Source organism: Micropruina sp. (genome assembly GCF_047606365.1).
GTDB lineage: Bacteria > Actinomycetota > Actinomycetes > Propionibacteriales > Propionibacteriaceae > Micropruina.
On record NZ_JASGEN010000099.1, the window covers coordinates 1 to 13,330 of the forward strand.

At 69.3% G+C, this 13,330-nt stretch carries 13 protein-coding genes; 6 read left to right on the plus strand and 7 right to left on the minus strand.

What is annotated here, in order from left to right:
- A partial coding sequence (gene dapF, locus QM624_RS11070) for a diaminopimelate epimerase (protein WP_415091731.1) occupies nt 1-769 on the minus strand: 769 nt, incomplete at its 3' end.
- Nucleotides 770-781: 12 nt separating this feature from the next.
- Nucleotides 782-1,705 (minus strand): tRNA (adenosine(37)-N6)-dimethylallyltransferase MiaA, encoded by a 924-nt coding sequence (gene miaA / locus QM624_RS11075; RefSeq protein WP_415091733.1) that lies wholly within the window; start codon nt 1,703-1,705, stop codon nt 782-784.
- A gap of 168 nt (nt 1,706-1,873) precedes the next feature.
- Here miaA and QM624_RS11080 point away from each other — a divergent pair, with 168 nt between their 5' ends.
- Nucleotides 1,874-2,041 carry an antitoxin gene (locus QM624_RS11080; RefSeq protein WP_415091734.1) on the plus strand — a complete coding sequence of 56 codons (168 nt, stop codon included), beginning with the start codon at nt 1,874-1,876 and terminating at the stop codon, nt 2,039-2,041.
- 254 nt (nt 2,042-2,295) lie between these two features.
- Nucleotides 2,296-3,741: a gamma-aminobutyraldehyde dehydrogenase gene (locus QM624_RS11085; RefSeq protein WP_415091736.1), complete on the plus strand. Its 1,446-nt coding sequence runs from the start codon at nt 2,296-2,298 to the stop codon at nt 3,739-3,741.
- Nucleotides 3,742-3,826: 85 nt separating this feature from the next.
- Here the strand turns inward: QM624_RS11085 and QM624_RS11090 are convergent, their stop codons facing one another.
- Nucleotides 3,827-4,714, minus strand: coding sequence for a sugar phosphate isomerase/epimerase family protein (locus tag QM624_RS11090; RefSeq protein ID WP_415091738.1), 888 nt, complete (start codon nt 4,712-4,714; stop codon nt 3,827-3,829).
- Between the two features lie 102 nt (nt 4,715-4,816).
- Nucleotides 4,817-5,695 (minus strand): LysR family transcriptional regulator, encoded by an 879-nt coding sequence (locus tag QM624_RS11095; RefSeq protein WP_415091740.1) that lies wholly within the window; start codon nt 5,693-5,695, stop codon nt 4,817-4,819.
- 218 nt (nt 5,696-5,913) lie between these two features.
- On the opposite strand from QM624_RS11095, the gene gabT reads away from it, so the two are divergent.
- Nucleotides 5,914-7,251: a 4-aminobutyrate--2-oxoglutarate transaminase gene (gene gabT, locus QM624_RS11100; RefSeq protein WP_415091742.1), complete on the plus strand. Its 1,338-nt coding sequence runs from the start codon at nt 5,914-5,916 to the stop codon at nt 7,249-7,251.
- A complete protein-coding gene (locus QM624_RS11105) occupies nt 7,244-8,677 on the plus strand; it encodes an aldehyde dehydrogenase family protein (protein ID WP_415091744.1) in 1,434 nt (477 codons plus the stop codon). Before gabT ends, QM624_RS11105 begins: the two co-directional genes overlap by 8 nt.
- 36 nt (nt 8,678-8,713) lie before the next feature.
- On the opposite strand, the gene QM624_RS11110 is transcribed toward QM624_RS11105, so the two are convergent.
- From QM624_RS11110 to QM624_RS11120, 3 genes are all read right to left on the minus strand, one after another.
- A complete protein-coding gene (locus QM624_RS11110; RefSeq protein WP_415091746.1) occupies nt 8,714-9,214 on the minus strand; it encodes a hypothetical protein in 501 nt (166 codons plus the stop codon).
- 92 nt (nt 9,215-9,306) lie between these two features.
- The gene (gene miaB / locus QM624_RS11115; RefSeq protein WP_415091748.1) at nt 9,307-10,767 is read right to left on the minus strand and encodes a tRNA (N6-isopentenyl adenosine(37)-C2)-methylthiotransferase MiaB; all 1,461 of its coding nucleotides are present in this window, start codon (nt 10,765-10,767) and stop codon (nt 9,307-9,309) included.
- A gap of 114 nt (nt 10,768-10,881) precedes the next feature.
- Complete coding sequence (locus tag QM624_RS11120) at nt 10,882-11,697, minus strand: helix-turn-helix domain-containing protein (RefSeq protein WP_415091750.1); 816 nt, start codon at nt 11,695-11,697, stop codon at nt 10,882-10,884.
- A gap of 68 nt (nt 11,698-11,765) precedes the next feature.
- Between QM624_RS11120 and QM624_RS11125 the strand changes: the two genes are divergently transcribed.
- Entirely contained in the window at nt 11,766-12,320 is a 555-nt protein-coding gene (locus tag QM624_RS11125) for a TIGR03086 family metal-binding protein (protein ID WP_415091752.1), read from the plus strand.
- Between the two features lie 44 nt (nt 12,321-12,364).
- Nucleotides 12,365-13,330 (plus strand): HEAT repeat domain-containing protein (locus QM624_RS11130; protein ID WP_415091754.1); only part of this gene is annotated, 966 nt, incomplete at its 3' end.

Below are 13,330 nucleotides of genomic sequence, written 5' to 3' on the forward strand. Positions count from 1 at the left end.
CGGTCAGCCGGGCACCGGCCGGATCGAGATCGACGAGCAGCGAGCCGCCGGGAGGATCGACCCGCCAGGTGCCGGACGCCTCGCCCGCGGCGGTCGCGGCCGCAACGGCCGCCGCCACGGTGCCGGTGCCACAGGAGAAGGTCTCGCCCACGCCGCGCTCCCAGACCCGCATCCGGATGTGGTGGTCGCCGACGCTCTCGACGAACTCGACGTTGGCCCGGTTGGGAAACACCTCGGCCGGATAGCCCGGCTCGCGGGTCAGGTCGAGCGTGTCCAGCCCGCCGGCGGACAGCAGGACCGCGGCATGCGGGTTGCCCACATCGACCGCACGGCCCTGGAACCTCTGCTCGCCGACGGTGACCGGCACCTGGTCCGGGGCGACTTTCGGAACTCCCATGCCGATCCGGATCTGGTCGCCGTCCAGGAACTCGCCGTGCCGGAGGCCGGCGCGGGTGACGATGTCGATCGGGCGATCGTCGATCAGGCCTTCGGTGAGCAGGTAGCGCAGGAACACCCGCAGCCCGTTGCCGCACATCTCGGCGATGGAGGCGTCGGCGTTGCGGTAGTCCATGAACCAGGTGTCACCGTGCTGTTCGTAGCCCCGCACATGGCGGGCCCGGACGGCGCGCAGCGTGCCGTCGCCGCCGATGCCGGCCCGGCGATCGCAGAGGAACCGGATCTGCTCATCGGTCAGGTCCAGAGCACCGTCGGGGTCGCTGAAACACACGAAGTCGTTGAGCGTTCCGTGTCCCTTGGCGAAGACGAGCATGGCTGAATTCAATCAGACGCCGGCAACGACGGCCTCGGCCAGTCCGGCGGCGTCCGCGGCGAGCCAGTTGATCCGTGGATCACGGCGGAACCAGCCGAGCTGTTTGCGGGCGAATCTGCGGGTTCCCGCGATGGTCTGCCGCTTCGCCTCGTCCTCGCTGATCTCGCCGTCCAGGTAGGCCAGCACCTGCCGATAGCCCAGCGCCCGGGACGCCGTCCGGCCCTGTCGCAGGCCGCGCTCGACCAGCGCGCGCACCTCGGCGAGCAGCCCGTCGGCCCACATCTGCTGCACCCGCCGCTCGATGCGCTCGTCCAAGACGTCGCGAGGCAGTTCGAGACCCCATTGCCACACACCGTCCAGGGCGTAGCGCCATTGAGGCAGGGTCGCCCGCCAGGAGCCGGTCAGTTCGATCACTTCCAGCGCGCGGACGATGCGGCGTCCGTTCCCCGGCAGGATGTCGGCGGCGGCTTCGGGTGAGAGTTCCGCCAGTCGCCGGTGCATTTCTTCGGCTCCTAATGCGTCCAGTTCGTCCTCGAGTCGCTGCCGCACGGCCGGGTCAGTGCCGGGAAACTCGAAATCATCGAGGATTGCGTGCACATACAGCGCGGAACCGCCGACCAGAATCGGCACCACTCCACGGGCCCGGCAATCGGCGATCGCCGTGCGTGCCAGTTGCTGGAAGGTCGCCACGCTGGCGGTCTGGTCGACGTCCATGATGTCGACCAGGTGGTGGGTGATGCCGGCGCGCTCGGTCGCGGTCGGCTTGGCGGTGCCGATGTCCATACCGCGATACACCAGCATCGAGTCGGCGTTGACGATCTCGGCCGGCCGCCCGCGCTCGACGAGCAGCTGCGCGACCCGAACCGCCAGCGCCGTCTTTCCGCTTGCGGTAGGACCGTTCAGGACGATCAGTGGCGGCGTCTGCACGCCGCTCATTCTGCCTCAGCGGCGCAGTCGGCACCGCCCGATCGGGACCGGAAAGAAATGACCAATCGGTGGAAGCCGACCGAAGCTTGCGCCACCCTCTTGGCATCGCCGTCCCGGCGAGGTAAGAATGGGCACGGAGCCGGACACGATCCGGGTGGGCGACAGAGAGGAGGCCGAATGGACTTCGTCGAGAAGGTCAAAGGAGCCGTAGCCGGCCACGAAGATCAGATCGAGGGCGCCATCGACCAGGTGGGCGACTTCGTTGATTCGAAGACGGACAGCAAATACGCGGCCCAAGTCGATCAGGCTCAGGATTTCCTCAAAGATAAGGTCCGGAAGTCATAGGTACTCCGGAGTATTCCGTTGAGTTGATCGACTGATCTTTCGTACGAATAAGCAAACGATTCGGTGGGGTCGGGCATTCGCCCGGCCCCACCGTCCTTTTCCCGGCGCGACGCTTCTATGCTCAGTAGGCATGCCAAGCATGCAGGGAAAGTCTTTGACGGCATAGCCGACCCCAGCCAGCCTGGTGACTGACAGCCTGATTGATCCAGGCGTCGGCATCGACAGCCGTGTTCACCCAACGAAGAGAGGATTCGGTGGCCGAGGTGAAGGTTCTGCACAACATCATCGCGGGCGAGGCCCGCCAGGCAGCGTCCGGAGAGACCCTGGAGATCGTCAATCCGGCGACGGGCCAGGCGTACGCGACGGCACCACTGTCCGGGCCCGAGGACGTCGACGCGGCGTTCACCGCGGCGGGCGACGCGTTCGAGAAGTGGCGCTGGAGCACCCCGAGTGAACGACAGGCGGCGCTGCTCGCCTTCGCCGATGCGATCGAGGCCGGCGCCGACGAGCTGGTCGACATCGAGTGCGAGAACACCGGCAAGCCCAAGAACCTGACAGCCTCGGAAGAGATCGGCCCGATGGTCGACCAGGTGCGGTTCTTCGCCGGCGCCGCCCGGGTGCTGGACGGCCGGGCGCAGGGTGAGTACATGCGCGGCTTCACCTCGTCGGTGCGACGCGAGCCGATCGGCCCGGTCGGCCAGGTGGCGCCGTGGAACTACCCGATGATGATGGCGATCTGGAAGCTGGCCCCCGCGCTGGCGGCCGGCAACACGGTGGTGCTGAAGCCGTCCGACACCACCCCGGCGTCGTCGATCTGGCTGGCCGAGAAGCTGGCCGACATCCTGCCGGCGGGCGTGGTCAACGTGGTCTGCGGTGACCGGGCAACCGGTGCCACCCTGACCGCGCATCCGATCCCACGGATGGTGTCGATCACCGGCTCGACCCGGGCCGGCATGGCGGTGGCGACCGCGGCGGCGTCCGATCTGAAGGTGACCCACCTGGAGCTCGGCGGCAAGGCGCCAGTGGTGGTCTTCGACGACGTCGACCTGGAATCGGCGATCGAGGGCATTTCGGTGGCCGGGCTGTTCAACGCCGGCCAGGACTGCACCGCCGCGACCCGGGTGCTGTGCCAGGCGGGTGTCTACGACGAGTTCGTCGCCGAGTTGGCGAAGGCGGCCGCCGCGACCCGCACCGGTTTCGATCCGGCCGACGAGGACATCCTTTACGGCGCGATCAACAATCCGCGCCAGTTGAGCCACGTCTCGGGCCTGGTCGAGCGCGCGCCGTCCCATGCCCGGGTGGTGACTGGCGGACGCCAGGTCGATCGCGACGGCTACTTCTACGAACCGACCGTGGTCGCCGATCTGCGCCAGGACGACGAGCTGATCCGCACCGAGATCTTCGGGCCGGTGCTCACCGTGCAGAAGTTCGGCGATGAGGACGAGGCGGTCACGCTGGCCAACGACACCGTGTACGGGCTGGCCTCGTCGGTGTGGACGGCGAACGCCGGGACGGCGGCCCGGCTGGCGATGCGGCTCGACTTCGGCTGCGTGTGGGTCAACACCCACATTCCGCTGGTCGCCGAGATGCCGCACGGCGGCTTCAAGCACTCCGGGCACGGCAAGGATCTGTCGATGTACAGCCTCGAGGACTACACCCGGATCAAGCACGTGATGCAGTACCACGGCTTCGAGGGCTGAGGCCGGCGCACAGCGACCTTCCGCTGGTTGAGCTTGTCGAGACCCCCCTGGTTTCGACAAGCTCAACCAACGGCGATCAGCGATTTCAGGCGGTCAGCGACAGCGGGCGATCCCACGCCGTGCACTCGCATCGCGCCAGCAGGTCATTCAATGCATCCGCGCCCCGTTGGGCGATCTGGCGTGGCGGCAGCTCCCGGTAGCGCGGGTTGAAGATCTCCAACGACACCGCGCCGTCGAAGCCTGCTCCGAGCGCCGCCCGGGTCGCGTCGGTCACGTCCAAGTCGCCCTCGCCCGGGAAACAGCGGTGGTTGCGGCTCCACTGGATCAGGTCCATCGTCAGGGCCGGAGCATCGGCGAGTTGGACGAGCCCCAGCGCATCCGGCGGAAGTGCGGCCACGTCCCGAGCGTCGTCGTCGAGTGCCAGCAGGTGGAAAGTGTCCAGCACCAGGCTCTGCCGCGGATATCCGGCGCGCTGGAGCACATCCCAGGCGTGCGCGACGCGGCTGATCTGGGTTCCCCAGGACAGGGCCTCGAACATGATGCCCATTCCGTGGTCGGCGGCGATCGCACCGAGGGCCGCCAACTGGGCGGCCGAATGGTCCGGGTCGGCGATGGCGTCGGGGTCGGTGTTGGAGACGATGACGATCGTGTCGGTACCCAGGCCCCTCATCACGGTCAGCTCAGCGGTGAAGCGGGCGATCACGTCGGCGAACTCCTCGTCCGGAACGCCCTCCGCCCTGCGAAACGGCTGGTAGCACTCGATGTCCAGACCGACGTCGCGGCACCGGCGGGCCACCTCGCCGGCCGACAGACCCGAGCCACGCAGATCGGCGTCGAACAACTCGATGCCGTCGAATCCGGCGGCTGCGATCGCTTCGATCTTCTCGACGAGAGTGCCGCCCAGCGACACCGTTGATATGCACTTCTTCAGCGCCCACACCCCCATGGAACTCGACGGGCCCGTCAGCACCATCGATCAGTCATACTTAGTTAAGGCTAACCTAACATTCATCTGATTTATGGCCGGGCGGCCCCGGCATCCGGACACCGATGAAGTCCGTCGTGGGCTCACGGATCAGGCAGGGGTGTACCGCTCGCGGACGAAGCGGCGCAGCCGTCCGGCCATCGCGGCGATCTGACGGGCGCCGTGGTGGTGTGGCTGCCACGCCGCGTGCAGCACGATCTGTAGTGCCTCCCCGGCGGAGGTGCGGATCGCGAGCTGGCTGAGCCCGTAGCGCGGGTCGTCCGAAACGACGGCCACCCCGCGTCCGGCAGCCGCGACCGCCTGGGCCACGTGTGAGGTGCTGAACTCGGCCAGCCGCACGGGCAGCCCGGCACGTTCGGCGGCCGCATCGAAGGCCCGCCTGGCATGGCTGTCGGGGGTGGGCACGAGTAGTTCATGGGCGAGCAGGTCGTCGAGCGCCACTTCGGTCCGGCCGGCCAGCGGATGATCGGGTCGTACATAGGCGCTCACCGGGAGCGCGGCGACCCGCATGCCGGCCAGCGTCGCCGGCGGTGGACGGGTACCGATCACCAGGTCGGCGCCGCGATCCAGATCGCCGTACTCGTCGGCGGCGTTCAGCGCCTGCACCCGGGGCATCGGATCATCAGCCCCCCAGGTCGCGAAGAAGGGTGCCACCACGTCGTTGAGGGTGACCGGGGGCGCGGCAACGGTCAGCGTCGGCAGTCCCCCGGCCCTGATCTGGGCGGCGGCCGCGCGGGTCGCCTCGGCCCGCACCAGCAACTCCCGCGCGGCCGGCAGGAACTGCCGCCCCGCCGGGGCGAGCACCAGGCGTCCGTCGCGGCGGGTGAACAGTTCCAGTCCGAGTTCCTTCTCCAGCTGCCGCAACTGGCGCGACAGCGAGGGCTGGGTGACATGGGTGATCTGGGTCGCCGCGCTCACCGACCCCGCGTCCGCCACCGCCACGAAGTAGCCGATTGTCCGCAGCTCCATCCCGCACCTCCTCCGCTCGCCGCCCCGGTGACCAAGAGAACCGTCCCCGGTGACCAAAGGAACCGTCCCCGGTGACCGGGAGAACCGTCCCCGGTGACCGGGGGGACGGTTCCTTTGGTCACCATATGCCTGACCGGCATACGTTGGTTAGAAAACTAGTATTCGACAGCATGTTTGCGGCAGCCGAGGATGGGGGAAGATCAACAAGAGGAGTAGCCATGACCGTCGAGCAACGTCGCGCGCTGGTCACCGCCGTGCCGGGGCCGAAGTCGCTGGAGCTGGCGGCCCGGAAGGCGGCCAGCGTGGCCAATGGGGTCGGCACGATCCTGCCGGCCTACATCGTCGAGGCCGGCGGCGGCATCGTCGTGGACGCGGACGGCAACCAGCTGATCGACTTCGGCTCGGGCATCGCCGTCACCACGGTCGGCAACGCCGCCCCCGCGGTGGTCCGGCGGGTGACCGAGGCCGTCCAGCGGTTCACCCACACCTGCTTCATGGTCAACCCCTACGAGGGCTACGTCGAGGTCGCCGAGCAGCTGGCCGAACTCACCCCCGGTGACCACCCGAAGAAGTCCGCGCTGTTCAACTCCGGCGCCGAAGCGGTCGAGAACGCGATCAAGATCGCCCGCGTCGCCACCGGACGCAGCGCCGTGGTCTGCTTCGACCACGCCTACCACGGTCGCACCAACCTGACCATGGCACTGACCGCGAAGGACATGCCCTACAAGCACGGCTTCGGACCGTTCGCGTCCGACATCTACCGGGTGCCGATGGCCTACCCGTATCGCTGGCCCGGCGACCCGGACGCGGTCGCCGAGGAGGCGTTCGCCCAGTTCGAATCGATGGTGCACGTGCAGGTCGGCGAGGACCAGGTGGCCGCGGTAATCATCGAACCGATCCAGGGCGAAGGGGGCTTCATCGTGCCGCCGGAGGGCTTCCTGCCCCGGCTCGCCCAATGGTGCCGCGACAACGGCGCGGTGTTCATCGCCGACGAGATCCAGTCCGGCTTCTGCCGCACCGGCGACTGGTTCGCCTGCGACCACGAGGACGTCGTCCCCGACCTGATCACCACCGCCAAGGGCATCGCCGGCGGGCTGCCGCTGGCCGCGGTCACCGGTCGCGCCGAGTTGATGGACGCCGTCCACGCCGGCGGGCTGGGCGGCACCTACGGCGGCAACCCGGTTGCCTGCGCCGCGGCGCTGGGCGCCATCGAAGAGATGCGCAGCAACGACCTGAATGCCCGGGCCCGCGAGATCGAGGCGATCTTCCGTGCCCGGCTCGGCGAGCTCGCCGCACGCCACCCGCAGATCGGCGATATTCGCGGACGCGGCGCGATGATGGCGGTCGAGCTGGTGCTGCCCGGCACCAAACAGCCCGACGCCGCACTCACCGGCGCGGTGGCCAAGGCCTGCCACGCCAAGGGCCTGGTGGTGCTGACCGCCGGCTCGTTCGGCAACGTTTTCCGTTTCCTGCCCCCGCTGAGCATCTCGGACGAGCTGCTGCACGAGGGCCTCGACCTGATCGACGACGCATTCGCGGAGGTGCTGCATGACTGACATCACGCCGTTCTGGCTGGCCGGCGAGCCGACATTCGGCGAAGGCTCCCTGGACGTCCATTCCCCCTACTCGGGCGACCTGGTCGGACGCGTCTCGCTGGCGACGTCCGAGCAGATCGAGCAGGCGATCGCCGCCGCGGACGCCGTCCAGGCCGAACTGCTGGGGTTGCCGGCACACGTCCGGGCCAAGGCGCTGGACCACATCTCGGCCCGGATCGCGGAGCGGGCTGAGGAGTTCGCGGCGCTGATCACCGCAGAGAACGGCAAGCCGCTGATGTGGTCGAAGGGCGAGGTGAGCCGGGCGGTCTCCACCTTCCGCTGGGCCGCCGAGGAGGCCCGCCGTTGGTCGGGCGAACTGCAGCGCCTCGACACCGATCCCAACGCGACCGGACGGCTGGGCATCACCCGGCGCTTCCCGCGCGGACCGGTGCTCGGCATCGCGCCGTTCAACTTCCCGCTCAACCTGGTCGCCCACAAGGTGGCGCCGGCGATCGCCGTCGGCACCCCGGTGCTGATCAAGCCGGCGTCCGCGACGCCGCTGACCGCGTTGCTGCTGGCCGAGATCGTCGCCGAGACCGAGCTGCCGAAGGCCTCGCTGAGCGTGCTGCCGATCCGCGGCGGCCAGATGGACGCGGTGAACACCGACTCGCGGCTGCCGGTGATCTCGCTGACCGGCAGCGACGAGGTCGGCGACCGGATCCGCCAGGCGGCGCCACAGAAGCAGGTCATCCTCGAACTGGGCGGCGACGCCGCGGTGATGGTCGAACCGGATTGGCCCGACCTGAAGGCCGCCGCCGAGCGGATCGCGCTGTTCGGCAACTACCAGGCCGGGCAGTCCTGCATCAGCGTGCAGCGGGTGCTGGTGCACACCGACGTCTACGACGCCTTCGTGCCGCTGCTCACCGAGGCGGTGCAGGCACTGCGCACCGGTGACCCGAACGATCCCGCCACCCAGGTCGGCCCGATGATCGACGAGCAGAACGCGCAGCGCATCACCGAGTGGATCGCGGAGGCCACCCGGGCCGGCGCCACCCTGCACACCGGCGGCGGACGGCAGGGCACCCAGGTCGAGCCCGCGCTGCTCAGCGAGGTGCCGGCGTCCACCTCGCTCGGGTCGAAGGAGGCTTTCGCACCGGTGATGACGGTGATTCGCTACAGCGATCTCGACGAGGGGTTCCGGATCGTCAACGGCAGCCGCTACGGACTTCAGGCCGGCATCTTCACCACCAAGGTGGACGTCGCGTTCCGGGCGCACCGTGAGCTGGTGGTCGGCGGCGTGATCGTCGGCGACGTGCCCAGCTTCCGCGCCGACCAGATGCCGTACGGCGGCTGGAAGGCGTCCGGCACCGGACGCGAGGGCGTCGCCTCGGCGATGGTCGACCTGACCGACGAGCGCATCCTGGTGCTCACCGGGCTGGCGCTGTAACCACTCCGCGCTACCCGGCCGGCGGGTGCGAGAGGGTCAGCGTCGCTGGTCGTTGCCCCATTGGCCGGGCTGGCCGTAGGGCGGCGGGTAGCCCGGTTGACCGGCCTGACCGGACGGGTAACCCTGGCCGGGCTGCTGCGGGTAGCCCGGCTGCGTCGATCCAGGCGTACCGGGCCCGCCGGGGAAACCGGAACCCACTCCCCCGGTGGTGGCCGGGTAGCCGTAGCCGCCCGGTCCGCCGCGGAGCGGATCGTTGCCGCGCGCGGCCCGTCCGATGCCGACGATCAGCAACACCACGCCGACGGCGTGCACCAGGAACATCACGACGTTGACGACCTGATAGATGCCTCTCAGTGATCGCTCCATAACCAGATAGGTGGTGAACAGCGGCGCCACCTGCGCGACGCAGAGCAGCACGATGCCGGTCCACAACAGGGTGCGAGCGGCGGCGTTGATCCGCGGGCCGACGATGGCTCCCGCGATGACCATCGCTGCGATCATCGGCACGGCATAGAGCAGGCTGATCCAGTTGAACATGGCACCTCTTCCTCAGACTCCCGGCAGGATAGGAGATCTGCGGTTCGGCTGATCCGGCGTCTCCCGCTCCCGGGCGTCACAGAGGCGGCAGCTCAGCCGGCGGCGACGGTGGCCCGCTTCGGCAGGCCCAGCCCGATCAGCTTCTTCTGCGGGGTGTGCCGGGCGTCCCAGGCGTCCCCGCCCCGGGTGCGGCGCAGATTTGTGATGCCGCCGTCGGCGACCAGGTGGTGCGGCGCGGCGTAGCTGATCTCGACGGTCCCGATGTCGCCCGGACGAGGCCGCTCGGCTCCCTCAGCGATGGCCACGTGGACCAGTCGGTTGTCCCGGGCCCGGCCCGACACCCGTGCGGTGGCGGCGTCCTTGCGGCCCTCGCCTGCTGCGAACAGCACTTCCACCGGGGTGCCGACCAGCTTCTTGTTCTCGTCCCAGGCCAGATCGCCGACCAGTTCGATCAGCCGCTCGTAGCGCTCCTGGACGACCTGTTTGGGGATCTGGTCCGGCATCGTCGCGGCCGGCGTCCCGGGGCGGATCGAGTACTGGAAGGTGAACGCGGCGGCGAACCGGGACGCCTCGACCACCCGCAGGGTCTCGGCGAAGTCCTCCTCGGTCTCGCCGGGGAAGCCGACGATGATGTCGGTGGTGATCGCGGCCTGCGGCATCGCGGCCCGCACCCGCTCGATGATGCCCAGGTAGCGCTCCGAACGGTAGGACCGCCGCATCGCGCGAAGCACCTTGTCAGAGCCCGATTGCAGGGGCATGTGCAGGCTGGGCATGACGTTGGGGGTCTCGGCCATCGCGGCGATCACGTCGTCGGTGAACGCGGCCGGGTGCGGCGAGGTGAACCGGACCCGCTCCAGGCCGTCGATGGTGCCGCAGGCCCGCAACAGCTTGCCGAAGGCCAGCCGGTCGCCGAACTCGACGCCGTAGGAGTTCACGTTCTGGCCGAGCAGGGTGATCTCCTGAACGCCCTCGTCGACCAGTGCATGGATCTCGGCCAGAATGTCGCCCGGACGCCGATCGGTCTCCTTGCCGCGCAGCTGCGGGACGATGCAGAACGTGCAGGTGTTGTTGCAGCCGACGCTGATCGACACCCATGCCGAATACGGCGACTCGCGCCGGGTCGGCAGCGCCGACGGGAACGCTTCGAGCGCCTCGACGATCTCGACCTGGGCCTCCTGCTCGATCCGGGCCCGCTCGAGCAGGATCGGCAGCTTGCCGACGTTGTGGGTGCCGAAGACGACATCCACCCAGGGCGCCTTGGCGACGATGGTGTCGCGGTCCTTCTGGGCCATGCAGCCGCCCACCGCGATCTGCATGCCGGGATGGCCGGCCTTCACCGGTGCCAGGTGACCCAGGTTGCCGTACAGCCGGTTGTCGGCGTTCTCACGCACCGCGCAGGTATTGAAAACGACCACGTCGGCCTGTTCGCCCTCGACGTGCGGAATGTAGCCGGCTTCTTCCAATAGTCCGGCGATTCTCTCGGAGTCGTGGACGTTCATTTGGCAGCCGTACGTCACGACTTCGTAGGTGCGGGTTTCTGCGGTGGTGGTCATCTCGAAGCGAGAGCTTACCGGTTTGAACGGGGCCCGCTTTCGGCCCGGTTCGTTGACGCGTCGGTCGGGCCCGGCACGCAAGCAAACCTACGGCTGCCAGATGAACCTGCATGATCACTGATCCGCCAAGTACCTCCCGGGAGTCAGGCCGGTCACCGCTCGGAAGTCGTGGGTGAAGTGCGCCTGATCGGTGTAGCCGAGCTCGGCAGCCAGATCGGCCAGGGTGCGGTCGCCGGCCTTCAGCCGGGCCACGGCGTCGTGCAGCCGGCGCCGTTGGATCAGCCACTTCGGGGTCAGACCGACCCGGTCCTCCACCAGCCGCTGCAGTGCGCGCTCGCTGAGGCCGAAGGCGTCCGCCACCTCGGAGACCCGGGTGACCTCGGGATGAGCCTCGAGCCAGTCGATGATCGCGTTGATCTGGCTGCCCTGCTCGTCGACGGGGAGGAACCGCGCCAAGGCGTCCTCGTAGGCGGCGATTGCCTTTCGATGGCTGGATTCGGAGTGCGGGTCGTCACTCATGGCGGCGTGGACGCCCTGCGCGAGCGTCGCTCCGTCCAGGGTGGGCAGCGAGTCGAGTTCCACGAAGGCGTCCACCAGTGTGCTGACCGGACGCCCGACCAGGCGCCGTCCGGCGGAGGGACGGAACAGGACGCCCACCGCCCACCCTTCGTCGGCCAGGGTGACCTCGGAGGCGCCGCGGGACACCCCGTAGAAGCGGGCGTAGCTGTTGCTGATCACGATCAAACAGACCGGAAACTGCAGCGTGCGCTGCGTGGACGGCTCGGCCAATGACCAGACCGGGACCCAGTAGCGGGTGATCAGTTCGGCCATGCCGGGCGAGGGCGGATATCGGTGGATCGGCGGCGACGGGCGGGAGACCGAGGTCAGATGGGCCCGATCGACCGGGTCATCAGGCTTGTCGGATCGCACCGCAGAATGCTGCGGCACCTGTCGGATATTCACAAGATCACCGCCGACCCCGTTCGTAGTGTGAAGCCATGGACACCATCACGATCTTCCGCAACCGGGCAGACCGGTTCAACCAGCTTCTCACCAAGGTCGACGGGCGCTGGGACGCCCCGACCCCCTGCACCGATTGGGTCGTGCGCGACGTCGTACGGCACGTCATCGACACCGAGCGCGACTTCCTCGACAAGCAGCAACTCCCGCTGCCCAACCAGGCGGCGACCGACGACCCGGCGCAGGCCTGGCACAGCCATGCTGAGGCGGTCATCGACCTGCTCAGCTCCGACGGTGTGGCCGAGCGCAACTACGAGGGCTACTTCGGCCCCGCCACTATCGGCGACACCATGGCCAACTTCTACGGCTGGGATCTCGCCGTGCACACCTGGGACGTGGCGCGCGCCATCGGCGAAGGCAATCCGATCAGCGACGCCGAGGCCCGCGAACTGGCCGCGGGAGCCGAGGGCTGGGGCGCCGCGCTCTACAGCGACGGCGTCTGCGCCGCGGCACTTCCCGTCGACGACGACGCCGGCGACGCGGACAAGCTGTTGGCCAAGCTGGGCCGCGACCCGGAGTGGACTGCGGCCTGACGGCCGTGGACGGGCCGGACGCGCGGTCGGGGTAGCGTGCCGTCATGAACGACGGCGCGACTCCCGGCGGCTGGCTGCGGATCGGCGAGGTGGCGCGCCGCACCGGGCTGACCGTCCGGGCGCTGCACCACTACGACCGGCTCGGACTGGTCGTGCCGAGCGAGCGCAGCTGGGGCGATCACCGGCTGTACAGCCCGTCCGATCTGCGCCGGCTGCTCGACGTCCAGCACCTGCGGGCGCTGGGGCTGAGCCTGGCCGAGGTGGCGGCGGCGCTGGACGATCCGGGGTTCGACCCGAACCGGGTGCTGGACGAGCACATCGACCAGTTGCAGCAGCAGATCGCGCTGCAGCAGCAACTGCTGGAGCGGCTGAGCGTGCTGCGCGCCGGCAACGAGGCGGCCTGGCCCGACCTGCTGGACACCATCGCGCTGACCGCGCGGCTGCGGCACCCGGACGCCACCGTCCGGGTGCGTGCCGTGCTGGACGGTGAGGCGATCCCGCTGCCGGTGCTGCTGGACCGGCTGGCCACCGAGTCCGACCCGGCCGTGCAGGGCATGCTGGCCTGGGCCGTCGCGCAGCACGGCACACCCGCGGTGGAACCGCTGGTCGGGCTGCTCACCAGCCCGCACGCCGACGTCCGGCTGCACGTGGTGCAGGCGCTGGCCAAGCTGGGCGACCCGGCAGCAGTGAAACCGTTGGTCGGTTTGCTGGACGATCCGGCGGGGCCGGTGCGCTCGGCGTCCGTCACGGCGCTGGGCAGACTGGGCGACGAGCGCGCCCTGCCCGCACTGATCGAACTGCTGGGCGGCACCGAGGTGCCGCTCTCGGCTGCGGTGACCGATGCGCTGATCGACTTCGGCGAACCTGCTGCCCGGCTGCTGGCGGCGGACCCGCCGGCCGGGGCGTCCGCCCGCAGCCAGGCCGTCGAGGTGCTGGCGCAGATCGACAGCCCGGCCGCCCGGGAGGCGCTGCTGGCCCACGCGACCGATCCCGACCCGCAGGTCCGGCAG